Consider the following 20,950-nt stretch of genomic DNA (forward strand, 5'->3'; position numbering starts at 1 on the left):
CCCTGCCTCAAGGCTATGGTCCCAAGAAGTCTCTGCCCCAAGAGGACCCTGCACCAAGGGCCGGTCCGCAGGCGCTGGCCCCAGAGCCTCGCCCAAGATCCCGGCCTATGTCCAGATCCGGGCCCGCGAATGCAATTGCCTAAAATCGCCGCGAAACCATCCAGATGCTTGCACCGCATTGCCGCAATTTTGCCGCGCTTCACCGCCAGCCTCAGATTACATATCCGAGGGCAAGACTATCCGCCCCCGGCCATTCAGGGAGAAGCCCAATGACCTTCGTGACCCGCCTGCTGGCAAAATTCCGCAAGACTGCTGCAGTTGAACCCCTGTCCGAAGATGACATCTTTGCGCTGCGTCTCAGCAAGATGCAGGGCCGCGCCCGTCTGGCGCAACAGGGCTCGCCGTTCAAAAACCACCGGACACAGCCGGCAGCCTGAGTTCCGCCATCAGGTCGCGCAACTCTTGCCGCGCGGCGATATTGGACAGGTTCAGCTGCTCGACGCCTGTATCCTTGAGATCCAGCAGCGTCAGCCCGCGCGGGAACAATTCGCGGAAGATCACGCGCTCGGTAAAGCCGGGCGCGACACGAAAGCCGATCCGCCGCGACAGATCTTCCAGCGCCGCCCCCACCTTCTTCTTGTTGTGCATCTGCTGCGCGCCCAGACGGTTGCGCAGCACGATCCAGTCGATCGGCTTCAACCCGGCCTGCGCCCGCGCCTGACGCGCCGCCCAGACCATTTCCGAATAGATCGACGGACCCTGCACCTTGTTGGTTTCCGGATCGATCCGCGCCAGCAGATCAAAATCCACAAAACTGTCATTCAGCGGCGTGATCAGCGTATCCGCCAGACTATGCGCCACCTGGCTGAGCCGGGTATGCGAGCCGGGGCAGTCGATCACGATGAAATCGCTTTGCTTTTCCAGTGTCGAAATCGCGGCTGACAAGCGATGGTCGAACAGGTTTTCGCCCGCTGGAATGCTGGCCGGGTCCAGTTCCGGCAATTCGCGGTAATCGGGGCTGGGCAGCTCGCGCCCGTTGCGCGCCATCCAGGCCCGACGATTTTCCACATAGCGGCCAAAGCTGCGTTGGCGCAGATCAAGGTCCAGCGCGCCGACGGAATGGCCCATCCGCACCAGCGCCGTCGCAACATGCATACAGGTGGTCGATTTGCCCGACCCGCCCTTTTCGTTGCCGACAACGATGATATGCGCCATGTGAGCCGCCCCTGTCTTTCCGTCTGGCCTGCTTCATAAGCGGCGATCCGCCCGGAGGAAAGAGATTCCCCGCGCGCAGATCCCGCCGCGCATGGAATGCCGCTTTAGCGCGCGGCTTTTGCCTCCGTATGGGCCTTGAAGCGGTCAAGAATGGCCTGCCAGCCCTGACGCTGCATATCTTCAGGATATTCACCATCAGAATCAAAGGCTTCGCGGATGCGCACGCCCTCAGCGGTCTGGATGAACTCTACGATCATCTCGCGATCTCCAAAGCGCGCCTCCAATCGCGACAGGGGCGCGACCACGGTATAGACCCCGGTAAAGTCGAACCCCATGCTGCCGTCGCGGGCCTCCATCCGCGACGAAAATTCTCCGCCCTCGCGCAGATCGACCCGTGCAGCGGTGGTGTGCCAGTCGTCCGAAGCCGCGTTCCAGGCCATGATATCCTCAGGCGTGGTCCAGCTGTCCCAGACGGTCTGCAAAGGCGCGGCAACAAGGGTTTCAACGGTGATCTTCATGACATGCTCCACTGCGATGCAAAGCAGAGTGCCGCAAGGCCTGCGCCTTGCCAAGCCTCGCCGCGACGGCGGGGCCAGGATCGCCTTCGGCATGGATAACCTAGGTCGCCCGCGGCTTTGGCAACAAGGGTCGCTTAAGTCTTTGGCGAAACGCGCGGCAGTCTTGCTTGCGCGCAAATGTTCGCCTAATGTTCCAATTCATCATCGAAGGAGCATGACAGATGTATGCAGCAAGTTGTTGTTCTGGTGCGGTGGCGTTCACCGCGTCAGGCCCCCCGACGATGATGGGCACCTGCCACTGTTCGCGCTGCCGGAAGCTGGGGGCAAGCACCATCGCGTTCGTGCGCCGCGACGACCTGCATTGGCAGCGCGGTCAAGAGCATGTCGCGCAATACCAGCCCGAAGCGCCCTACACCTATGCCCGCTGTTTCTGCAGGCTTTGTGGCACCGCGCTTGGCGAAATTCTGTCACAGGCAGACAGTTTCCCAATCCCCGCCAATGTCTTCGATGGCGACATCGGGCTGCCCAACCAGTTTCACGTCTATGTATCCGAAAAACCGGAATGGTCGGTGATCTGTGATGGCGCACCGCAATATGCGACGGCCCCGTGATCGTCCGCCCATACATGAAAAAGCCCCGCGCGATGGCGGGGCTTTCTCGAACAGGTCGGTCAGGATCAGAAGCCCAGACCGGCGTATTTGTTCTTGAACTTCGACACGCGGCCGCCGGTATCCATCAGCTTGGCGGTCTGGCCGGTCCATGCCGGGTGCGACAGCGGATCGATGTCGAGCGACATGGTATCGCCTTCCTTGCCCCAGGTGGTGCGGGTCTTGAAGGTCGAGCCGTCGGTCATCTTCACTTCGATGAAGTGGTAGTCGGGGTGGATGCCATCTCTCATAGCGCCGCTCCTCACTCAGCTTTTTCTTTGTAGTTCGTGACTTCGGCGATACGGGCCGATTTGCCACGACGCGCGCGGAGGTAATAGAGCTTCGCACGGCGCACACGGCCACGACGGACCACTTCGATCGAGTCGATATTGGTCGAATAGAGCGGGAACACGCGTTCCACGCCTTCACCGAACGAGATCTTGCGCACGGTGAACGAGGCGGAGATGGTCATGCCGCCCTTGCGGCCGATGACGACACCTTCGTAGTTCTGCACGCGCGAACGGGTGCCTTCGGTCACTTTGAAACCGACGCGAACGGTGTCACCGGCCTTGAAATCCGGGATTTTCTTGCCGAGGGCGGCGATTTGCTCGGCCTCGATTTGTGCGATCAGATTCATCGCTGTCTCCTGTCTGCCTGCGGTTTTCCCACAGCGGTGATGCCATCCCAGAGCTCCCGGTCTTCGATCGGATCCCCGCATGATGCGAGTCCGCCGGAGATTGGATCGGCGCGTTTTTCGTTCCATCCCCCAAGACAGGCCGCCCATCGAAGCATCTGGACGCAGGTCATAGGGAATCGAATCCGGCGGGCCCTTTGACCCCGGACTGCGCGCGTATAGGGGGGCGCAAGCCTTGGGTCAAGGCCGGATCAGTCCTGCGTCTCCAGCCAGTCGCGGAAGGCATCCACCACCTCGGCCTCGCTGTCCACCAGATATTGCGGTGCGGGATAAAGGCCTTCATGCACGTCGTCGACAAAATGGCGCATGGCCGCGATCCGCATTTGCTGCAGCCGGGCGTGCTCGGCCGCAAAATCGGCATAGACCTTGGCATGGCGCGGCACATGGCCGGTGTTCTGGCCCAGCACGTCATCGCTGAACAGATATTGTGCGTGCCCCGCAGCCCCTGCCCCCATGGAAATCAGAAACAGCCCTGTGCGTTCGGCAATCAGCCGGGTGATGGATTGCGGCACCACCTCGATCTCCACCGCGAATGCCCCGGCCTGTTCCAGCGCGCGGCATTGCTGCCAGACCAGCTGCGCGGTCTCCAGCGTCTTGCCGACGGCCTTGAAGCCGCCGGTCCAGGTGCGCTTGGACGGGATCAGCCCGACATGGCCGCAGACCGGAATGCCATGATCGGCCAGCGCCCGCACCGTGCCCAGCGAGCCGGAACAGTAAACGGCATCCGCGCCCACCTTCATCAGCGGAAAGGCCCAGCTCAGAAAGACCGCTGTATCGCCGATCTCGTAGTAGTTTTCGCCTGGCATGGCGAAGGCTGTGGGCGCAACCTCGCGAAAGCGCGGATCACAGATCAGCGCGGGCGGAACCGACAGCAGCTCCACCCCTGCTCGCTCGGCCGCCTCGGCCTCGGCCAAGGTTTCGACCCGCAACATGGCGAAGCTGTGCTTGCCCCGCGCGTCCAGCAGATCGCGGACGGTCAGACGTTTGCCCATCATGGCACCTCGATGAAGACCGCGCCCGCCTCGACCCGGATCGGATAGGTGCGCAGGTTGACACAGACCGGCGCGCGCTTCGCCTCGCCGGTGCGATAATCGAACTGGCCGTTATGCTTGGGGCATTCGACCAGATGACCCATCACCAGCCCGTCGCAGAGATGCACATCCTCATGGGTGCATTTGCCGGCGGTGGCGAAGAAATCGCCTTCTGGGGAATGATAGATGGCATAGGTCTCCCCGGCATGATCGAAGCGGATCAGATCCTCTTCATCGACATCATCGGTGGCGCAGGCGCGAATCCATTGGCTCATTTTTCGTCCTCATTCGGCTGGGATTGCGGTCTCGGGCAGATCACCCAAAGCGGCGCGGTGGAAATCCTCGCGATAGGGCTTGGCCCCTTCGGGCAGTTCGCGGCGCAGGAAGTAATCCTCGTAGCGCAGCTGGCGGCGTAGGGCGGGCCACATCTCGGCAAAGCCTGCGGCGATCGATGGGTTGGGCGCGGGCAGATCGTGCTTGATCGCATCATGCAGGCGCGGCAGCGCGTGATAGGGCACCATCGGGAACATGTGATGCTCCACATGGTAATTCATGTTCCAATACACGAAGCGGCTGATCGGGTTCATATAGACGGTGCGCGAGTTCAGCCGATGGTCGATCACATTATCGGCCAGCCCCCCGTGTTGCAGCAGGCCGGTCATCACATGATGCCAGGCACCGTAGAGCCGGGGCAGACCGATCACCATCAAGGGCAGGATGGAGCCAAGCCAGATCGCCAGCGCCAAGGTGGCCAGATAGATCGCCATATGGATGCGGGCCACGCGGGCAACCTTGCCCCATTCGCTTTGCGGCACGAAGGTCTTCTCTTCCGTGGTGGGGCCAAGCACCGCGTTATAGGCCAGACGCGGCAGGGCGGCGGCGACATCGAAGACGCCAAAGAAGTTCAGGATCAGCTTGAAGAAGGCCGGGGGCCGCATCACCGCAATTTCGGGGTCACGCCCGACGATATAGGTGTCGGTATGGTGGCGGGCATGGCTCCAGCGCCAGGTGGCAGAGTTGCGCATGATCATGAAGGACGCGATCTCGTAGACCGCGTTGTTCATCCAGGCGGTGCGAAAGGCCGTGCCATGGCCGCATTCGTGCCAACGCGAATCCGAGGCCGAGCCATACAGCACGCCATAAGCGAGCCATGCCGGGATCGTCCAGAACGAGGGCCAGAAGGCGATGCCAATGCCAGCCAGAACCACCATCGACCCCAGCCAGATCACCGTATCGCGGATCGCAGGCTGGTCGCTGCGCTGCATCAACTCCTTCATCACCTTGCGCGGCACTTCGGTGTGATACCACTCTGCCGCCGCAAGGCCGGTCTCGACAGCGCGTGCCCCATCCGGCCCCAACAGACTGTAATCGCGTTTCATATCCGGCCCTTTCCGTCTTGCATCCCGTCCTGTTCAGATCGGGGCTTGACGAAAATAGAACATCCTTTCCATTTCTCGTGTAGACAGGGGGCGCGAGGTTTTCGTCAAATCTCGTCAAATTCAACGGGAGGGCAGCATGGCACGGCGGGCAGGCATGGCAGAATTGGCAGCGGCTGCGGGGGTTTCTGTCGCGACCGTCGACAGGGCGCTGAACGGGCGCGAGGCGGTGGCGGGCGACACCCGCGCCCGCATCGCCGAGGCGGCGCAACGCATCGGCCACCCTGCCGCCTGGCGGCTGTCGGGCCATGCCCCGGGGCCCGCCCTGCGAGAGCTGTGCTTTGGTGTGGTGCTGCACAAGCAGGGGCAGGATTTCTACAAGGCCTTTGCCGAAGAACTGCACCGCGCGGTCACGCTTGTGCCGGGGGTGAAGGCACGCCTGATGCTGGAATTTTCCAGTTCGCAATCCCCGTCCGAGATGGCCGCCGCACTCCGCGCCATGGCCGGGCGCTGCGACGTGCTGGCGGCAACGGCAGTCAACCACCCCGAAGTGACCGCCGCAGTTGAGGAATTGCGCGGCCGGGGCCTGCGGATCATCTCGTTGCTGTCGGAATTTGGACAGGGCTTTCGCGCCGGTTACGTTGGCCTGAACAACCTGAAAATCGGTCGCAGCGCCGGCTGGATCACCGCGCTTTCGGCGCGGGGGCCCGGCAAGGTCATGCTGTTTGTCGGCGGCCATCGCTGGCATGGGCATGAGCTGCGCGAGACTGGTTTTCGCAGCTATCTGCGCGAGACCGCGCCGCAGCTCGAGGTGATGGAAACCTGCGTCAACCTGGAGACGCGGCAACTGACCTATGATGCCGCCCGCACGGCACTGGCGCGTCATCCCGATTTGCGCGGCATCTATGTCGCGGGCGGCGGAATGGAGGGAGCGATTGCCGCGCTGCGTGAAGCCCGCCCGCCCGGTGCCGTGGTGCTGACAGTTTCCGCGCTCACGCCCGAATCGCGGCGCGGCTTGGCTGAGGGCGTGGTGACACTGGTCACCGACACGCCGCTGGAAAAGCTGTGCCGCACGCTTTTCGATCAGATGGTGATGCTCTGCACCCCGCGCCCCGGCATCGCGGCGTCAGAGGATATCGGCCAGATCTTCCTGCCCCCCGATCTGCATATCGCGGAATCGATCTGACGAGATTCCATCAACGCCGTGACATAGATATTGCGCCAGGCGCGCAATGGAATAAACATTCCAAATCTCTTCTGCCCAAATCATCCCGCAAGGATTCCCATGCCGCCCTTCGCCCTGAACCACATGACCGCGCCCGGCACCGACTGGCGCGCCTTCGCCGATCTGGCCGCAGGGCTTGGCTGCGTCGGCGTTGAATACCGCAATGACCTGAACGGCCCGCTGTTCGGTGGCGATGCGCCCGAGGATGTGGGGGCGGCTTTGCGCGCCAGGGGCCTGCGTTTCCTCGCCTTGGCCGAGGTCAAGATGTTCAATGACTGGTCCGATACCAAGGCGGCAGAGGCTGAGGCGCTGATGCAGATCGCGTCCCGCGCAGGTGCCGAGGCCGTCAGCCTGATCCCGCGCAATGATGGTGTGGCCACCGACCGCGCGGGCAGCCGCCGTGTGACCGAAACCGCGCTGCGCGAGGTGCTGCCGATGCTGAAGGCCCATGGCCTGAACGCCATGGTAGAACCCTTGGGCTTTGCCGTCTGTTCGCTGCGCTACAAGGATGTGCTGGCTGATTGCATCGATGCCGTGGGCGGCGAAGGCACGCTTTTCATGGTGCATGACACCTTCCACCACCATCTGGCGGGCGGCGGCGCGATCTTCCCCGATCTGACCGGCATCGTGCATGTGTCGGGCGTGACCGCCCCGGTCCATGTCGATGACATGCGCGATCCGCATCGGGTGCTGGTCGATGCCGATGACCAGCTGGGCAATGTGGCGCAGATCCGCGCGCTGCGCCGGGGCGGCTATCGCGGCCCGATCAGCTATGAGCCCTTCGCGCCCGAGGTCCACGCCCTGTGCGACCATGCGCCTGCGCTGCAAGCCTCGATGCAGTTCATCGCGGCCGGGGTGGCCGGTTAAGGCCACACCCCCTTATCGCAACAGCTGTCGCAGCTTGGAGCCACAACCTCCGATCACGGCAGATGTGGCGACTTAGGGCATCACCTCGAACCGGTCGACATCGACCATGCCATGATCGGTGATCTTCAGATGCGGGATCACCGGCAGGGCCAGAAAAGCCAACTGGAGGAAGGGCTCCTCCAGCACCACGTCCAGCGATTTTGCGGCGGCGCGCAGCTTGATCAGATCATCGCGCACCACCTCGAAGGGCTGCAGGCTCATCAACCCCGCCACCGGCAGCGCCAGTTCGGCCAGAACCTTGCCGCCCTCCACCACCACGAAACCGCCTTCGATCTCGGACAGGCGGTTCGCGGCCAGTGCCATATCGGCATAATCAGCCCCCACCACCGCGATATTGTGGTGATCGTGACAGACGGTGGAGGCGATGGCCCCGCGCTTCAGCCCGAATCCCTGCACAAAGCCGGTGGCGCGGTTGCCGTTCTTGCCATGCCGTTCGATCACCGCGATCTTCACCAGATCGCGGGCCAGATCCGGGCGCTTGTCGCCATTTTCCGGCGCGATGTCATAGGTCAGATGCTGGGTGATGATCTTGCCGGGCAGGATACCGATCACCGGGGTCTCGGTCCGGTTGCCGCCGGTGCGGAAATCCTCGGCCGCGACCTTCGGCGCCTTCACCGAATGGCGGGCAACCGGGGCGATGATTTCGCGGGCGGCAAAGGCCGCATCGCCCACGCGGGTGCCGCCGATAAACACCATCTCGGGTCGGCAGGTCGCCAGATCATCGATCACCACGATATCCGCGCGCTTGCCCGGTGCGATCTGGCCGCGATCCTTCAGCCCGAACGCCTCTGCCGCCGATAGCGAGGCCGCGCGATAGACCGCAAGCGGCGGGCATCCAAGGCGGATCGCGGTGCGGATCAGATAGTCCAGATGGCCTTGCTCCGAAATATCCAGCGGATTGCGGTCATCGGTGCAGAAGCAGCAATAGGCCGAGGTCCGCTCGGACAGCACTTCTGCCAAGGCGTGCAGGTCTTTCGAGACCGAGCCTTCACGGATCAGGATCCGCATCCCCTTGCGCAGCTTCTCGCGTGCCTCCGCGGCGGTCGTCGCCTCGTGTTCGGTGCGGATGCCCGCGGCGATATAGCCGTTCAGGTCGCGCCCCGACAGCAGCGGCGCATGGCCGTCGATATGGCGGGTGCGAAACGCATCCAGCTTGGCCATACAGCCCGGATCCTGATGCAAGACGCCGGGATAATTCATGAATTCCGCCAGCCCGATGACGCGCGGATGATCCATCAGCGGCGCGATATCAGCCGCCTCCAGCCGGGCGCCCGTCGTCTCCATATGGGTCGAGGGCACGCAGGAGGAAAGCTGCACCCGGATATCCATCACCGTATGCTTTGACGCCTCAAGGAAATATCCGATCCCCTCCAGCCCGCAGACATTGGCGATCTCGTGCGGGTCACAGATCGCGGTGGTCACACCATAAGGGGCCACGCAACGATCAAACTCGTAGGGTGTGACCAGCGAGCTTTCGATATGCAGATGGGTGTCGATGAAGCCAGGCACCAGGATCTTGCCCGTCACATCGACCACCTCGCGCCCGTCATAGCTGGCGCAGATACCAACGATCACCCCACCGCAAATCGCGACATCGCCCTCAAGCAGATCACCTGTGACGACATCCAGCACACGCCCGCCACGCAAGACCAGATCGGCGGGCACCAGGCCCCTGCCCTGCGCAATCAGGTCTGCCAGTGGCGGCTGTGGGTCGGGGCGGGTCATCGGCGTCTCCTGCAAGGCATATTGCCGACTGAACCCGATCCTGCGCGCCGGGTCCAGCCCTCGTCACGGGTGAGCACTCCCACAAGAAACGCCATTCCCGAAACGCCGCTGGCCCGAGACTCGGCAGATCCGAAACCCGGCAGGCCCGCAACGCCGCAAGAATGTGCCGCGCGCCCAATGGCCCCGCTCACGCGCTCCATACGACCTAAGCCGCTGGAAAGGCCCCCCGGCAACACTCCCCGTCCAAAGGTCTCGATCAAGGGCGGCGACCAGGACGACAGGGTCGAAGGATTTGGTCAGGCTTGCACCCCGCCGCTGTCAGTGCTTTTCATGGGCCACGCGAAAAGGAAGCCCGATGCCCCCCACCGAGACCCAGCAGCGCCCCTTGCGGGGCATTGCGCTGAAAATCTGCTCCGTCCTCGTGTTCATCGCCATGTCCTCTGCGATCAAGGCCGTATCGGACCGCATCCCACCGGGTGAGGCGGTGTTCTTCCGCTCGTTCTTCGCCATGCCCGTGATCTTTGTCTGGTTGGCGATGCGGCACGAATTGTCGACCGGGCTGCGCACCGTCAATCCGTTCGGCCATGTCTGGCGCGGGCTGATGGGCACCTGCGCCATGGGCTTGGGTTTTGCGGGGCTGGCCTTCCTGCCGCTGCCAGAGGTCACCGCGATCGGCTATGCCGCGCCGCTTCTGACCGTCATCTTCGCCGCGATGTTTCTGGGCGAAGAGGTTCGGGCCTTTCGTGTCTCCGCCGTGGCGCTTGGGCTGGTCGGGGTGCTGATCGTGATCTGGCCGCGTCTGACCCTGATCGAAGGGGCCGATCAAGCGGGGGCCTTCGGGGCAATCCTGGTGCTGGGCGGTGCGGTCTTTGCGGCCCTGGCACAGGTATTCGTCCGCAAACTGGTGAATACGGAACGCACCTCTGCCATCGTCTTCTGGTTCTCGATGACGGCCTCGGTGCTGTCACTGATCACCCTGCCCTTCGGTTGGGTCTGGCCCACACCGTTTGAGGCATTCCTGCTGGTCATGGCGGGGCTTCTCGGCGGGGTCGGGCAGATCCTGCTGACCTCCAGCTATCGCGAGGCCGATGCCTCGCTGATCGCGCCTTTCGAATATGCCTCGATGCTGTTTGCGCTGCTGATCGGCTATTTCGTCTTTGCCGAAGTGCCAACCGGAACAATGCTGGCGGGGGCCGCACTGGTGGTGACCGCCGGCATCCTCATCATCTGGCGCGAGCGGCAACTGGGCCTGAGGCGCGCGCGACAGCGCAAGGCGATGACACCCTGAACCATCGCCTTGCCCGGCTTAAAGCCGGGCGCCGCTGGTATAGATCGGCGAAAGATTGCCCTTCCACGGGCCTTCATAGGCCGCGAGATAACGGTCGGCCTGCACATTGCCGGTGGCAAGGCTTTCCAGCAGCGGCGCAAGATGCACCTCTTCGCCATGGCCGCGCGCAGCCAAACCCGCCTGCGACAGCGCCACAACCTCGCGCGCCAGATCCAGCAGCTTCACGCCGCCCGCCTCGCCGCGCAGCGCCGAGACCGAGGCCGCGACCCGCAGCCCCTCACGCGTGGCGGTGTCAAAGCCCTTCACCAGATCCCAGGCCGCATCCAGCGCGGATTGGTCATAGGTCAGGCCGGTCCAGAACGCGGGCAGCGCCACGATATGCGCCGCATCGCCCACATCAGCGCCGCGCATCTCGATATATTTCTTCACCCGTGCCTCAGGGAAGACGGTCGTCATATGATCGGCCCAGTCCGACAGCGTCGGCTTTTCACCCGGCAGCGCGGGCAGCGCGCCCTTCAGGAAATCACGGAAGCTCTGGCCCAGCGCGTTGATGTAATGACCATCGCGATAGACGAAATACATCGGCACATCGAGCACCCAGTCGACATAGCGCTGGAACCCCATGCCATCCTCAAAGGCGAAGGGCAGCATCCCGGTGCGGCTGTTGTCGAGGCCGCGCCAGATGCGCGAGCGCCAGCTGCGATGGCCGTTGGGCTTGCCCTCGAAGAACGGGCTGGAGGCAAACAGCGCGGTCGCGACCGGCTGCAAAGCCAGCGCCACACGCAGCTTGTGGACCATATCGGCCTCGGACGCGTAGTCCAGATTAACCTGCACGGTCGAAGTGCGATACATCATCTGCGTGCCATGGGTGCCGACGCGCCCCATGTAATCGGTCATCAGCCGGTAACGGCCCTTCGGCATCACCGGCATCTCGTCATGATGCCATTCCGGTGCCGCCCCCACGCCAAGGAAGCCCACGCCCCAACCCTCGGTCACAGCGCGCACCTCGGCCAGATGCTCGTCCAGCTCGGCCTTGACCTGATGGATGGTTTCCAGCGGCGCGCCCGACAGCTCGAACTGGCCACCCGGCTCCAGGCTGATATTGGCGCCCTTGCGGCTCAGGCCGATGATCTTGCCCTGTTCCAGCACCTCGGACCAGCCGAAGCGGTCGCGCAGGCCCTCCATCAGTGCCTTAATCGAGCGGGTGCCCTCATAGGGCAAGGGCGCGTGGCTGCCTTCCAGAAAGCCGAATTTCTCATGCTCGGTGCCGATGCGCCAATCGGCGCGCGGCTTGCAGCCGTCCTCCATCATCCCGGCAAGCTGATCGAAATTTTCGATCTGACCGCCGCCGCTTTGGGGAATGGACATGGGAGACCTCCGTTTGCCTCTGGCCAGGCGCCCACTGGTGGCGCGACGCCGCGTCCGAGTCAAGCAGGTCCAAGACGCCTTGTGGCACCGTTGCGACGCCAGACCACCGGACCGAGTGTATCTTCGGGGCCAGCCGCCTGCGCGTGCAGCGCCGCAACCAGTGCCTCGCTGTCCATGCCGGGCAGGCTGGTAAAGGCATCAAACAGCCGCTCCGCCCCGGCCGCATCGACCGGGATCAACAGCGCCTGCCCATCGTCCTGCTTCACCCGCCAATAGCGATGCGACCCGCGTGTCAGCAGCCGCAGTTCAGACATTTCACGAAGCGAGACAAACCCGCCGCCCTCTGGTCCGAAGACCGCAATCTGCGCCTCGTCCAGTTCCACCACACCTGCGCCCTGCCCACCTTGGGCAAAGCGCAAGCGGCGAAAGCCGATCAGCGCCAGGGCCCCGGCCAGTGCCAGTGCGGCAAGGCCCAGCGGGATGAAGACCCAGCCACCAAGGCGCAGCCACCACAGGCCCAGCAGGGCAACCCCTGCGGCGACCGCAATATCGCGCCAGCGCGCCAGCATGGCCAAAGCCTCGGGCCGGATCATGCCCAATCCCCCAGGGTTGATTGCCACAGTGTCAGTGCCGCGACTGCAGCCGTTTCCGCCCGCAGGATACGCGGCCCAAGGCTTGCCTGCACGACATCCGGCCTTGCCGCCAGACGCGCGCGTTCCCGATCCGAAAACCCGCCTTCCGGTCCGATCAGGATGGCCCATGGCCCGGATGGCTGCCCGGCAAGCCGCGTCGCCACGCCCGCCTCGGCCTCGTTGCACCACAAGATACGACGCCCCTCGGGCCAGCCCGCCAACATCCTGTCCAGCGGTTGCAGCGCGTCGACCTCGGGCACCAGCGTGGCGCCGCATTGCTCCGCCGCCTCGCGAGCATTGGCCTGCATCCGGTCGCGATTCAGCCGGTCAGAATTGGTAAAATCGGTCTGCACCGGACACAGCCGCGCCACGCCCAGCTCCACCGCCTTTTCAACGATGAACACGGTCTCCGCCTTTTTTACCGGCGCGAAGCACAACCAAAGGTCAGGCGGCACCTGCAAGGGCCGGGTCTGCGCGCGACAGACCAGCACGCCCCGGCGTTTGGACGCCTCGACCACCTCGGCGCGCCATTCGCCATCGCGCCCGTTGAACAGCAAGACGGCATCCCCCACGGCCCGGCGCATCACCGCGAACAGATAAAGCGCCTGATCCTCAGACATCGCCACCGATTGCCCCGGGCCAAGGGGCTGGTCTACATAGAGCCTGATCTTTGCATCTGCCATGATGGACCGAACCTATGTCTGAGCGCGCCGGAAATCCAGAGCCCGACCTGCGGGTCCCAGACCAGCAGGTGCCATACCAGCAGGTTGTTGATGCGCCCAAGGACAATTGGGTGGATCGCTACGCACCCGCCGCGACCCGCCCCTATCTGCGGCTCAGCCGGGCCGACCGGCCGATTGGCACCTGGCTTTTGCTGATCCCCTGCTGGTGGGGATTGGCGCTGGCGGTCGCGGCAGATCCCGCCGGACCGGGCTGGTTTGATCTCTGGATCGCATTGGGCTGCGGCGTCGGGGCCTTTGTGATGCGCGGCGCGGGCTGCACATGGAATGACATCACCGACCGCGATATCGATGCGCAGGTTGCGCGCACCCGCTCGCGCCCGCTGCCATCGGGGCAGGTTTCGGTCCGGCAGGCACTGGTCTGGATGGTGCTGCAGGCGCTGATCGGGGCCGCGATCCTGCTGACCTTCCCGCCCATGGCGATCCTGTTGGGCGTGGCCTCGCTGGTGCCGGTCGCGATCTATCCCTTTGCCAAGCGCTTTACCTGGTGGCCGCAGGCCTTTCTGGGCATCGCCTTCAACTGGGGCGCGCTGGTGGCATGGGCCGCACAGAGCAATGACCTGAGCCTGCCGGCGGTGCTGCTATGGCTGGCAGGTCTGATCTGGACGCTGTTCTACGACACGATCTATGCCCATCAGGACAAGGAAGATGACGAACTGATCGGGGTGAAATCCACCGCGCGCCTGTTTGGCGATGCGGATACCCCGCTTTGGCTGCGGCGTTTTCTGGTCGGCACGCTGGTTTTTCTGGCGCTGGCGGTGGTCAAGGCGCTGATCGACGGGCCGGTGCTACCGCTGGTCATCGCGCTTGCCGGGATCTGGGCCTTTGGCTGGCATCTGCGCTGGCAACTGATGCGGCTGGATACCACCGACACTACGAACTGCCTGAAACTGTTTCGTTCCAACCGCGATGCCGGGCTGATTCTTGCGCTGTTTCTTGCCGGTGCGGCAATGGTCTGATTGATCCGGGCGCGCCGGGGCCGTAAGGAACCCGAGACATTCCGGTTCCGAAAGGCGCTCCGACGATGCGAATCCCGCCCCCGCTGATGACGACCACCGCCTTCGTAGGCGCGGGGCTGGTGTCGATCATCACCGCATGGACCGGGGCCGCACTGATCGAAAGCCGCTCGGTCTCGCTGGTGCGGTCGCAGCTTTTGACCCAGGGCATGACCTGGGTCGAGGTCAAGGCATCCGGCCTGCAGGTGCGCTTGCTGGGCACTGCCCCGAACGAGGCTGCGCGCTTTCGCGCCGTGAACCTTGCCGGGGCTGTGGTCGACAGCGCGCGCGTGCGCGACAGGCTGGATGTGACGCCGGTGCGCGCCATTGAGGCCCCGCGATTCTCGGTCGAGATGCTGCGCAATACCGACGGGTTTTCGATCATCGGCCTGTTGCCCGCGACGCCGCCTTCTGTCACGCCCGAACCCGCATCCGGCGAGGAGGCCCCCAGCCCCGACAAGTTGCTGCTGGACGAGATCGCAACTTTCTCCGGCGGGCTGCCGGTCTCGGACATGCTGGAAACCGCGGCCTTCCCCGCGCCGGAGGGCTGGGCTGCCGCACTTGAGTTCGGGACCGAGGCGCTGCGCCTGTTGCCGCGCTCCAAGATCTCCATCGCCGCCGACCGGGTAGCAATCACCGCGATCTCCGACAGTGATGCGCAGAAGCGCCGCTTCGAGACCGAACTTGCCCGGATGAAACCCGCGGGTCTGCAGGTCTCGACCGAGATTTCCGCGCCGCGCCCGGTGCTGACTCCCTTTACCCTGCGCTTCATCAAGGATGCCGAAGGTGCGCGCTTTGATGCCTGCTCCGCCGATACCGATGCGGCGCGTGAGCGCATCCTGACCGCCGCGCGTGAGGCCGGGATGGAAGGCGGCACGATCTGCACCCTGGGCCTCGGCGTGCCAAGCCCAAGCTGGTCGCAGGCAACCGCCGCCGGGATCAAGGCGGTGGCCGATCTGGGCACCGGCACCATCACCTTCTCGGATGCCGATGTGACGCTTCTGGCGGAACCCGGCACCGATCAGGCACTGTTTGACCGGGTCGTCGGCGAATTGCAGGCTGCCCTTCCGGCGGTGTTCTCGCTGAAATCGACGCTGCCGCCACGCCCCGATGGCGCCTTGGCAGGCCCTGCCGAATTCACCGCCAGCCTGTCGGAACAGGGGCAGGTCCAGTTGCGCGGACGATTGACCGACGATCTGCTGAAATCGGCGGTCGACAGCTATGCCCGTGCCCGCTTTGGTGCCGACCGGGTCTATACCGCCACGCGCTTTGACGAGGCGCTACCCGATGGCTGGCCGGTGCGGGTTCTGGCCGGGCTTGAGGCATTGGCGGTGCTGCATCATGGCAGCCTGACCGTGCGTGCAGATACCGTTATCGTGACGGGCGTCAGCGGCCGCCAGGACGGGCGCGCCCGGGTGTCGCAGATCCTGTCGGACAAGCTGGGACAGGGCAATCCGTTCCGCGTCGATGTGCGCTATGACGAGGCCTTTGATCCTTTCGCGGCCCTGCCCACCCCGCAGGAATGCGCGGCACAGCTGAACGATGTGGTGGTGCGCCAGAAGATCACCTTCGCGCCGGGATCAGCCGAGATTTCCGACACCGCGAATGGCACGATGGATGCGCTGAGCAAGATCCTTCTGGGCTGCCCTGCCCTGCAGCTGGAGATCGCGGGCCATACCGATGCGCAGGGCTCTACCGAAGGCAATCTGGCGCTCAGCCAGGCGCGGGCCGAAGCGGTGCTGCTGGCCTTGCAAGGGCGGCGCGTCAATATCAGCGGCATGACCGCCAAAGGCTATGGCGAGGGCGTGCCGATTGCCGACAACGGCACCGAGGAAGGCCGAGAGGCCAATCGTCGGATCGAATTCAACCTGCCGCAAGTAGCCCCGGCCTCTGCCGCGCCTGAGGCCAATGCAGAGGCAGGGCCGGAGGTGCCGGTCGCCGAGGCCGCCACCGAAGAGCCGGCCGCCGAAGCCGCCATCCCCGAGGCCCCCATCCCTGACGCCCTGCCGATCCCCGAAGGCGAGATGGGCGATATGCCGGAGGGCAGCGGCGATGGCCCGATGGACGCGCCGATGGAGGACGATGCGCCGATGGATGGGGTAACGTCGGACGGGGCAACGGCGGACGGGGCATCGGTGGGTGCGTTGCCCGCCGATCAGGCCCCTGCGGCTGTTTCCCCGGCTGAAACCGCACCCGATGTGCAACCGGCTGCGGGACAAGCCGCCCCGGATCAGGCTGCCCCCGCGCAACCCGCACCCGATCAACCTGCATCGGAAACCGAGAGCGGCCCGGATTTCTCCGGCGATACCAGCCCCTCTATTGCACCGACCGAAATGACCCTGCGCCCGCTGCCGCGCCCGGCCCGCGATTGATAGGAAGCCCTGCATGAACCGCAACGAATTCGTCATCGCCACGGCCATTGTCCTGATGCTGGCCTTTACGCTGGGGTGGTTTGCCCATCTGGTGGTGCAACGCTTCCGCCGGGTCTCTGCCGCCGATATGGGCGAGCTGGAAAAGCTGGCGCAATCGCTGCACGAGGCCGAGGAAACCCGCGATCAGGCGATCATCTATCTGGAACATCGCGAAAGCGAGTTGCAGAACCAGATCGCCCAGACCGAGGCCGAATTGCGCGCCGCGATGGAAGGCCTGCGTGATGCGCGGCACGAGGCCGAGGAAATGCGCGCCTATATCGAGCGGATGCATTCCAACGGCTGACCCGGTGGCAGGCTGAATGGCTGAGCCCGGTCGCTGGTTGCACAATCGCCCCGGCGGATGACGGGATGACAGACCGGGTGGATCACTATGTGCCGCTCTGAAAGGGCTGACGGGGCGGCAGATCACTCCGCTCCCGTGAAAATCAAAATTTTGATCAAAATTTTACTGCCCTGCCCTGCATCAACTGGACAGGCGCGGGCCTAAGTGCTTTGACTTTGGCAACCCATGCCGGAGGCCCCCATGCTTGATTCCGTGACCGATCTGCGTTCGCTGCTGAAAGACCCCTCGCTTTTGACCGACAAGGCCTATGTCGCGGGCGAGTGGATCGAGGCTGATGACGGCACCTCGTTCGAAGTGACAAACCCCGCGCGCGGCGATGTCATCGCCCGTGTGCCCAATCTGGGCCGGGCCGAGACCGCCCGCGCCATTGCCGCCGCCGCCGTCGCGCAAAACGAATGGGCTGCCCGCACCGGCAAGGAACGCTCCGCCGTCCTGCGCAAATGGTTCGAACTGATGATGGCCAATCAGGATGATCTGGGCACCATCCTTTGCGCCGAAATGGGCAAGCCGCTGGCCGAGGCCAAGGGCGAGATCGCCTATGGTGCCAGCTTCATCGAATGGTTCGGCGAGGAAGCCAAACGGGTTTACGGCGAAACCATCCCCGGCCATCAGCGTGACAAGCGTATCACGGTCATCAAGCAGCCGATCGGGGTTGTCGCCTCGATCACGCCCTGGAACTTCCCCAATGCGATGATCACCCGCAAATGCGGCCCGGCGCTGGCCGTGGGCTGTGGCTTTGTCGCCCGCCCCGCCTCGGAAACCCCGCTTTCGGCGCTGGCGCTGGCGGTTCTGGCCGAACGCGCAGGGCTTCCGGGCGGGATCTTCTCGGTCATCACCTCCGAACGCGCCTCGGCCATCGGCAAGGAATTCTGCGAGAACCCGATCGTGCGCAAGCTGACCTTCACCGGCTCCACCGAAGTGGGGCGAATCCTGCTGCGTCAGGCGGCGGATCAGGTGATGAAATGCTCGATGGAACTGGGCGGCAACGCGCCCTTCATCGTGTTCGACGATGCCGATCTCGACAAGGCGGTCGAAGGCGCGATGGTGTCGAAGTTCCGCAACAACGGCCAGACCTGCGTCTGTGCCAACCGGATCTATGTGCAGGCGGGCGTTTATGACGCCTTTGCCGAAAAGCTGAAGGCGGCGGTCGAGAAAACGGCCGTCGGCGACGGTCTGCGCGATGCGGTGCAATTCGGGCCGCTGATCAATCTGGACGCTGTGGAAAAGGTCGAGGAACATATCGCCGACGCCACGGCCAAGGGTGCCAAGGTGGCGCTTGGCGGCAAGCGTCACGCGCTTGGCGGCACATTCTTCCAGCCGACCGTCCTGACCGGCGTTACCGACGAAATGGCGGTGACCAATGAAGAAACCTTCGGGCCTGTCGCGCCGCTGTTCAAGTTCGACACCGAGGAAGAGGTGATCGAGAAGGCCAATGCCACGATCTTTGGCCTGGCCTCCTACTTCTACGCCCGTGACATTGGCCGCATCACCCGTGTGCAAGAGGCGCTGGAATACGGCATGGTCGGCGTGAATACCGGCCTGATCTCGACCGAGGTGGCACCGTTTGGCGGCGTCAAGCAATCCGGCCTTGGCCGCGAAGGCAGCCATCACGGGATGGAGGACTATCTGGAAATGAAGTATATCTGCCTCAGCGTCTGAGACAGAAAAGGGGCCGCAAGGCCCCTTTTTCTTTGCCGGCGCGGCCCCTGTGTCAGGCCTTTTTGCGACCGATCTTGGGTTCGGTCCCGGCAAGGATGCGCTGGATATTGTCCTTGTGGCGCCAGATCACCAGCACCGCCAGCACAAGACCAAGCGCAATCATCTGCCCCTGCCCCATCAGCAGCAGCCAAAGGGGAACGCTTGCTGCAGCGACCAGCGCCGACAGAGATGAGATCCGGCTGATCGCCGCCGTCACCAGCCATGTGCCGCAGACGGCAAGCCCCACCGGCCAGGCCAGTGCCAGCAGCGTGCCGAGGAAGGTCGCAACCCCCTTGCCACCGCGAAAGCCGATCCAGACCGGGAACAGATGCCCCAGAAACGAGGCAAGCGCCGCAAGCTGTGCCGCATCCTGCGCCCCGGTCCAGGCCCAGGCCAGCAGCACCGCAATGCCGCCCTTGCCCGCATCCAGCAGCAGCGTGGCCAGTGCCGCGCCCTTGTTGCCGGTGCGCAGCACATTGGTCGCGCCGATATTGCCCGACCCGATCTGGCGCAGATCGCCCAGGCCCAACAGGCGGGTAATCACGATGCCGAATGGCACCGAGCCCAGCAGATAGGCAAGGACAGCAACAAGGCCGAGGATCATCGGGTCCGTGGTGACGGGCGGCATGGTTTGAAACTCTCCGATGCTTCAGGCTTCAAAGACGGGCTTGCCGCCGACATAGGTCGCAAGGACCCTACCCTCCATCCGGCTGCCGTCAAAGGGCGTGTTCTTCGATTTCGACCGCAGCGTGAATCGATCCATCACGAAGGGCGCATCCGGGTCGAACAGCACCAGATCGGCAGGCGCGCCGACCGCAAGCCGCCCCTGCGGCAGACCCAGCCGTCTGGCCGGGTTCAGCGACAGCGCGCGCCATAGCGTCGGCAGATCCAGATGGCCCGCATGATAAAGCCGCATGGCGGCGGGCAGCAGGGTTTCGAGACCCACCGCCCCCGAGGCCGCCTCTTCATAGGGCAGGCGCTTGCTTTCCTCATCGGCGGGGGTGTGCATCGAACAGATCACATCGATCAGGCCCGATCCCACGGCCTCGACCATGGCCAGCCGGTCCTCCTCCGACCGCAGCGGCGGCGTCAGCTTGAAGAAGGTGCGGTAATCGCCCACGTCGATCTCGTTCAGCGTCAGGTGATGGATCGAGATCCCGGCGCTGACGTCAAAGCCATTGGCCTTGGCGCGTTCCAGCGCGGGCAGGCTGCGGGCACTGGTGATCTGATCGGCATGGTAGCGGACGCCGGTCATCTCGACCAGGGCGATATCGCGGTCCAGCCCCATGCGTTCGGCCATCGGATGCACGCCGGGAAGCCCGCGCAGCGAGGCGAACTTGCCAGAGGTCACCGCGCCCCCCTTCGACAGACCCGGCTCTTGCGGATGGCCGATCACCAGCGCACCAAGGCTGCGGGCATAGGTGAAGGCGCGGCTCAGGGCCTTGGTGTCGGTTGCCACCGCATCGGCATCGGTGAAGGCGATGGCGCCTGCATCCAGCAGAAAGCCGATCTCGGTCATTTCGCGGCCCTGCCGCCCCTTGGTCAGCGCCGCCATATGGCGGATGCGCACCGGGCTTGCCTCGGCCGCGCGGCGCGTCACAAACTCCAGCACCTCGGGCGTGTCGATGGCGGGTGCGGTGTCGGGACGCGCGATGATCGTGGTCACACCGCCTGCCGCCGCCGCCAATCCGGCAGAGCGGAAACTCTCGCGGTGGCGCTCGCCCGGCTCGCCGATCTTCACGCCCAGATCGACGATGCCCGGCGCAAGACAGGCACCATTGCAATCACGGATCGTGACCCCTTCGGGCGCGGGTGTATTGACCCCGGCAATCAGGCCGTCTTCCAGCGTCAGGCTGCCAAGGGCATCGGTGCCGGCCTCCGGGTCGATCAGACGGGCATTGGTAAAGTGCAGGCGCATATCAGGCCCTCCACGAAAGGCAGGTCGGGGGAAGCAGAGACTGGCTTTGGCGCATCAGCCGCCACCCAGAATGAAGATCGCGGTCAGGATACCCAGCACCACAAGGGCCGCCAATGCCACCATGCCACCGGCGCGCATCTCGGCCTTTGTCGGCTTGCGGTTGGGATCGGGTTTCATC

22 protein-coding genes and 1 pseudogene are annotated in these 20,950 nt (G+C 64.4%); 9 read left to right on the forward strand and 14 right to left on the reverse strand.

The features are described 5' to 3' along the window. The first annotated feature begins 269 nt into the window (after window positions 1–269). Window positions 270–437 (forward strand): hypothetical protein, encoded by a 168-nt coding sequence (locus GBJ34_RS20470; protein WP_192931115.1) that lies wholly within the window; start codon window positions 270–272, stop codon window positions 435–437. Here the strand turns inward: GBJ34_RS20470 and GBJ34_RS05300 are convergent. Together GBJ34_RS05300 and GBJ34_RS05305 are read right to left on the reverse strand one after the other, a co-directional pair. After that, entirely contained in the window at window positions 406–1,215 is an 810-nt protein-coding gene (locus tag GBJ34_RS05300) for a division plane positioning ATPase MipZ (RefSeq protein ID WP_151718229.1), read from the reverse strand. The genes GBJ34_RS20470 and GBJ34_RS05300 overlap by 32 nt on opposite strands. Before the next feature lie 104 nt (window positions 1,216–1,319). Continuing rightward, window positions 1,320–1,733: an SRPBCC domain-containing protein gene (locus tag GBJ34_RS05305; RefSeq protein ID WP_151718230.1), complete on the reverse strand. Its 414-nt coding sequence runs from the start codon at window positions 1,731–1,733 to the stop codon at window positions 1,320–1,322. A 221-nt stretch (window positions 1,734–1,954) separates the two neighbouring features. On the opposite strand from GBJ34_RS05305, the gene GBJ34_RS05310 reads away from it, so the two are divergent. After that, window positions 1,955–2,344: a GFA family protein gene (locus GBJ34_RS05310; RefSeq protein WP_151718231.1), complete on the forward strand. Its 390-nt coding sequence runs from the start codon at window positions 1,955–1,957 to the stop codon at window positions 2,342–2,344. A 65-nt stretch (window positions 2,345–2,409) separates the two neighbouring features. Here GBJ34_RS05310 and rpmE read toward each other — a convergent pair whose 3' ends face one another. The 5 genes from rpmE to GBJ34_RS05335 form a co-directional block, all read right to left on the reverse strand. Beyond that, entirely contained in the window at window positions 2,410–2,631 is a 222-nt protein-coding gene (gene rpmE, locus GBJ34_RS05315) for a 50S ribosomal protein L31 (RefSeq protein WP_151718232.1), read from the reverse strand. An 11-nt stretch (window positions 2,632–2,642) separates the two neighbouring features. Further along, window positions 2,643–3,017, reverse strand: coding sequence for a 50S ribosomal protein L19 (gene rplS, locus GBJ34_RS05320; protein ID WP_151718233.1), 375 nt, complete (start codon window positions 3,015–3,017; stop codon window positions 2,643–2,645). 248 nt (window positions 3,018–3,265) lie between these two features. Next, the gene (locus GBJ34_RS05325) at window positions 3,266–4,069 is read right to left on the reverse strand and encodes a 3-methyl-2-oxobutanoate hydroxymethyltransferase (protein WP_151718234.1); all 804 of its coding nucleotides are present in this window, start codon (window positions 4,067–4,069) and stop codon (window positions 3,266–3,268) included. Continuing rightward, on the reverse strand, window positions 4,066–4,380 hold the full coding sequence (locus GBJ34_RS05330; protein ID WP_151718235.1) for a MocE family 2Fe-2S type ferredoxin: 315 nt from the start codon (window positions 4,378–4,380) through the stop codon (window positions 4,066–4,068). The genes GBJ34_RS05325 and GBJ34_RS05330 overlap by 4 nt, the downstream gene beginning before the upstream one ends. 9 nt (window positions 4,381–4,389) lie before the next feature. Further along, the gene (locus GBJ34_RS05335) at window positions 4,390–5,484 is read right to left on the reverse strand and encodes a fatty acid desaturase family protein (RefSeq protein ID WP_151718236.1); all 1,095 of its coding nucleotides are present in this window, start codon (window positions 5,482–5,484) and stop codon (window positions 4,390–4,392) included. Between the two features lie 136 nt (window positions 5,485–5,620). Between GBJ34_RS05335 and GBJ34_RS05340 the strand changes: the two genes are divergently transcribed. Beyond that, window positions 5,621–6,667, forward strand: a complete 1,047-nt coding sequence (locus GBJ34_RS05340; protein ID WP_151718237.1) for a LacI family DNA-binding transcriptional regulator — start codon at window positions 5,621–5,623, stop codon at window positions 6,665–6,667. A gap of 99 nt (window positions 6,668–6,766) precedes the next feature. Further along, the gene (locus GBJ34_RS05345) at window positions 6,767–7,573 is read left to right on the forward strand and encodes a TIM barrel protein (RefSeq protein WP_226341049.1); all 807 of its coding nucleotides are present in this window, start codon (window positions 6,767–6,769) and stop codon (window positions 7,571–7,573) included. A gap of 72 nt (window positions 7,574–7,645) precedes the next feature. Here GBJ34_RS05345 and ade read toward each other — a convergent pair whose 3' ends face one another. Next, entirely contained in the window at window positions 7,646–9,358 is a 1,713-nt protein-coding gene (gene ade / locus GBJ34_RS05350; RefSeq protein ID WP_151718238.1) for an adenine deaminase, read from the reverse strand. A 355-nt stretch (window positions 9,359–9,713) separates the two neighbouring features. Between ade and GBJ34_RS05355 the strand changes: the two genes are divergently transcribed. Next, a complete protein-coding gene (locus GBJ34_RS05355; RefSeq protein ID WP_151718239.1) occupies window positions 9,714–10,646 on the forward strand; it encodes a DMT family transporter in 933 nt (310 codons plus the stop codon). Between the two features lie 18 nt (window positions 10,647–10,664). On the opposite strand, the gene GBJ34_RS05360 is transcribed toward GBJ34_RS05355, so the two are convergent. The 3 genes from GBJ34_RS05360 to GBJ34_RS05370 are packed head-to-tail and all read right to left on the reverse strand — an operon-like array spanning window position 10,665 to window position 13,329. Beyond that, window positions 10,665–12,014, reverse strand: coding sequence for a glutamate--cysteine ligase (locus GBJ34_RS05360; protein ID WP_151718240.1), 1,350 nt, complete (start codon window positions 12,012–12,014; stop codon window positions 10,665–10,667). 59 nt (window positions 12,015–12,073) lie between these two features. Then, entirely contained in the window at window positions 12,074–12,607 is a 534-nt protein-coding gene (locus tag GBJ34_RS05365) for a hypothetical protein (protein WP_151718241.1), read from the reverse strand. Further along, a complete protein-coding gene (locus tag GBJ34_RS05370; RefSeq protein ID WP_151718242.1) occupies window positions 12,604–13,329 on the reverse strand; it encodes a 16S rRNA (uracil(1498)-N(3))-methyltransferase in 726 nt (241 codons plus the stop codon). The genes GBJ34_RS05365 and GBJ34_RS05370 overlap by 4 nt, the downstream gene beginning before the upstream one ends. A gap of 14 nt (window positions 13,330–13,343) precedes the next feature. On the opposite strand from GBJ34_RS05370, the gene ubiA reads away from it, so the two are divergent. The 4 genes and pseudogenes from ubiA (at window position 13,344) to GBJ34_RS05390 (ending at window position 18,815) form a co-directional block, all read left to right on the forward strand. Then, complete coding sequence (ubiA, locus tag GBJ34_RS05375) at window positions 13,344–14,345, forward strand: 4-hydroxybenzoate octaprenyltransferase (RefSeq protein WP_151718243.1); 1,002 nt, start codon at window positions 13,344–13,346, stop codon at window positions 14,343–14,345. A 65-nt stretch (window positions 14,346–14,410) separates the two neighbouring features. Beyond that, window positions 14,411–16,348: pseudogene (locus GBJ34_RS05380) on the forward strand (OmpA family protein); the annotation flags it as partial. 418 nt (window positions 16,349–16,766) lie between these two features. Further along, window positions 16,767–17,096 carry a hypothetical protein gene (locus GBJ34_RS05385; protein WP_151718245.1) on the forward strand — a complete coding sequence of 110 codons (330 nt, stop codon included), beginning with the start codon at window positions 16,767–16,769 and terminating at the stop codon, window positions 17,094–17,096. A 240-nt stretch (window positions 17,097–17,336) separates the two neighbouring features. Beyond that, the gene (locus tag GBJ34_RS05390) at window positions 17,337–18,815 is read left to right on the forward strand and encodes an NAD-dependent succinate-semialdehyde dehydrogenase (protein WP_151718246.1); all 1,479 of its coding nucleotides are present in this window, start codon (window positions 17,337–17,339) and stop codon (window positions 18,813–18,815) included. A 52-nt stretch (window positions 18,816–18,867) separates the two neighbouring features. Here the strand turns inward: GBJ34_RS05390 and plsY are convergent, their stop codons facing one another. The 3 genes from plsY to GBJ34_RS21035 are packed head-to-tail and all read right to left on the reverse strand — an operon-like array spanning window position 18,868 to window position 20,949. Next, complete coding sequence (gene plsY / locus GBJ34_RS05395) at window positions 18,868–19,482, reverse strand: glycerol-3-phosphate 1-O-acyltransferase PlsY (RefSeq protein WP_151718247.1); 615 nt, start codon at window positions 19,480–19,482, stop codon at window positions 18,868–18,870. A gap of 21 nt (window positions 19,483–19,503) precedes the next feature. Then, window positions 19,504–20,772, reverse strand: a complete 1,269-nt coding sequence (pyrC, locus tag GBJ34_RS05400; RefSeq protein ID WP_151718248.1) for a dihydroorotase — start codon at window positions 20,770–20,772, stop codon at window positions 19,504–19,506. A 54-nt stretch (window positions 20,773–20,826) separates the two neighbouring features. Next, entirely contained in the window at window positions 20,827–20,949 is a 123-nt protein-coding gene (locus GBJ34_RS21035) for a hypothetical protein (RefSeq protein WP_264177059.1), read from the reverse strand. Between the last annotated feature and the right edge of the window lies 1 nt (window position 20,950).

This window comes from Gemmobacter serpentinus (genome assembly GCF_008973825.1).
In the GTDB taxonomy this organism is placed as follows: domain Bacteria; phylum Pseudomonadota; class Alphaproteobacteria; order Rhodobacterales; family Rhodobacteraceae; genus Gemmobacter; species Gemmobacter serpentinus.

Bases quoted from the DNA above. Each gene is read 5' to 3' on its own strand.
- GBJ34_RS20470 (WP_192931115.1), top strand. From the start codon at position 270: ATGACCTTCGTGACCCGCCTGCTGGCAAAATTCCGCAAGACTGCTGCA.
- GBJ34_RS05300 (WP_151718229.1), bottom strand. From the start codon at position 1,215: ATGGCGCATATCATCGTTGTCGGCAACGAAAAGGGCGGGTCGGGCAAA.
- GBJ34_RS05305 (WP_151718230.1), bottom strand. From the start codon at position 1,733: ATGAAGATCACCGTTGAAACCCTTGTTGCCGCGCCTTTGCAGACCGTC.
- GBJ34_RS05310 (WP_151718231.1), top strand. From the start codon at position 1,955: ATGTATGCAGCAAGTTGTTGTTCTGGTGCGGTGGCGTTCACCGCGTCA.
- rpmE (WP_151718232.1), bottom strand. From the start codon at position 2,631: ATGAGAGATGGCATCCACCCCGACTACCACTTCATCGAAGTGAAGATG.
- rplS (WP_151718233.1), bottom strand. From the start codon at position 3,017: ATGAATCTGATCGCACAAATCGAGGCCGAGCAAATCGCCGCCCTCGGC.
- GBJ34_RS05325 (WP_151718234.1), bottom strand. From the start codon at position 4,069: ATGATGGGCAAACGTCTGACCGTCCGCGATCTGCTGGACGCGCGGGGC.
- GBJ34_RS05330 (WP_151718235.1), bottom strand. From the start codon at position 4,380: ATGAGCCAATGGATTCGCGCCTGCGCCACCGATGATGTCGATGAAGAG.
- GBJ34_RS05335 (WP_151718236.1), bottom strand. From the start codon at position 5,484: ATGAAACGCGATTACAGTCTGTTGGGGCCGGATGGGGCACGCGCTGTC.
- GBJ34_RS05340 (WP_151718237.1), top strand. From the start codon at position 5,621: ATGGCACGGCGGGCAGGCATGGCAGAATTGGCAGCGGCTGCGGGGGTT.
- GBJ34_RS05345 (WP_226341049.1), top strand. From the start codon at position 6,767: ATGCCGCCCTTCGCCCTGAACCACATGACCGCGCCCGGCACCGACTGG.
- ade (WP_151718238.1), bottom strand. From the start codon at position 9,358: ATGACCCGCCCCGACCCACAGCCGCCACTGGCAGACCTGATTGCGCAG.
- GBJ34_RS05355 (WP_151718239.1), top strand. From the start codon at position 9,714: ATGCCCCCCACCGAGACCCAGCAGCGCCCCTTGCGGGGCATTGCGCTG.
- GBJ34_RS05360 (WP_151718240.1), bottom strand. From the start codon at position 12,014: ATGTCCATTCCCCAAAGCGGCGGCGGTCAGATCGAAAATTTCGATCAG.
- GBJ34_RS05365 (WP_151718241.1), bottom strand. From the start codon at position 12,607: ATGATCCGGCCCGAGGCTTTGGCCATGCTGGCGCGCTGGCGCGATATT.
- GBJ34_RS05370 (WP_151718242.1), bottom strand. From the start codon at position 13,329: ATGGCAGATGCAAAGATCAGGCTCTATGTAGACCAGCCCCTTGGCCCG.
- ubiA (WP_151718243.1), top strand. From the start codon at position 13,344: ATGTCTGAGCGCGCCGGAAATCCAGAGCCCGACCTGCGGGTCCCAGAC.
- GBJ34_RS05385 (WP_151718245.1), top strand. From the start codon at position 16,767: ATGAACCGCAACGAATTCGTCATCGCCACGGCCATTGTCCTGATGCTG.
- GBJ34_RS05390 (WP_151718246.1), top strand. From the start codon at position 17,337: ATGCTTGATTCCGTGACCGATCTGCGTTCGCTGCTGAAAGACCCCTCG.
- plsY (WP_151718247.1), bottom strand. From the start codon at position 19,482: ATGCCGCCCGTCACCACGGACCCGATGATCCTCGGCCTTGTTGCTGTC.
- pyrC (WP_151718248.1), bottom strand. From the start codon at position 20,772: ATGCGCCTGCACTTTACCAATGCCCGTCTGATCGACCCGGAGGCCGGC.
- GBJ34_RS21035 (WP_264177059.1), bottom strand. From the start codon at position 20,949: ATGAAACCCGATCCCAACCGCAAGCCGACAAAGGCCGAGATGCGCGCC.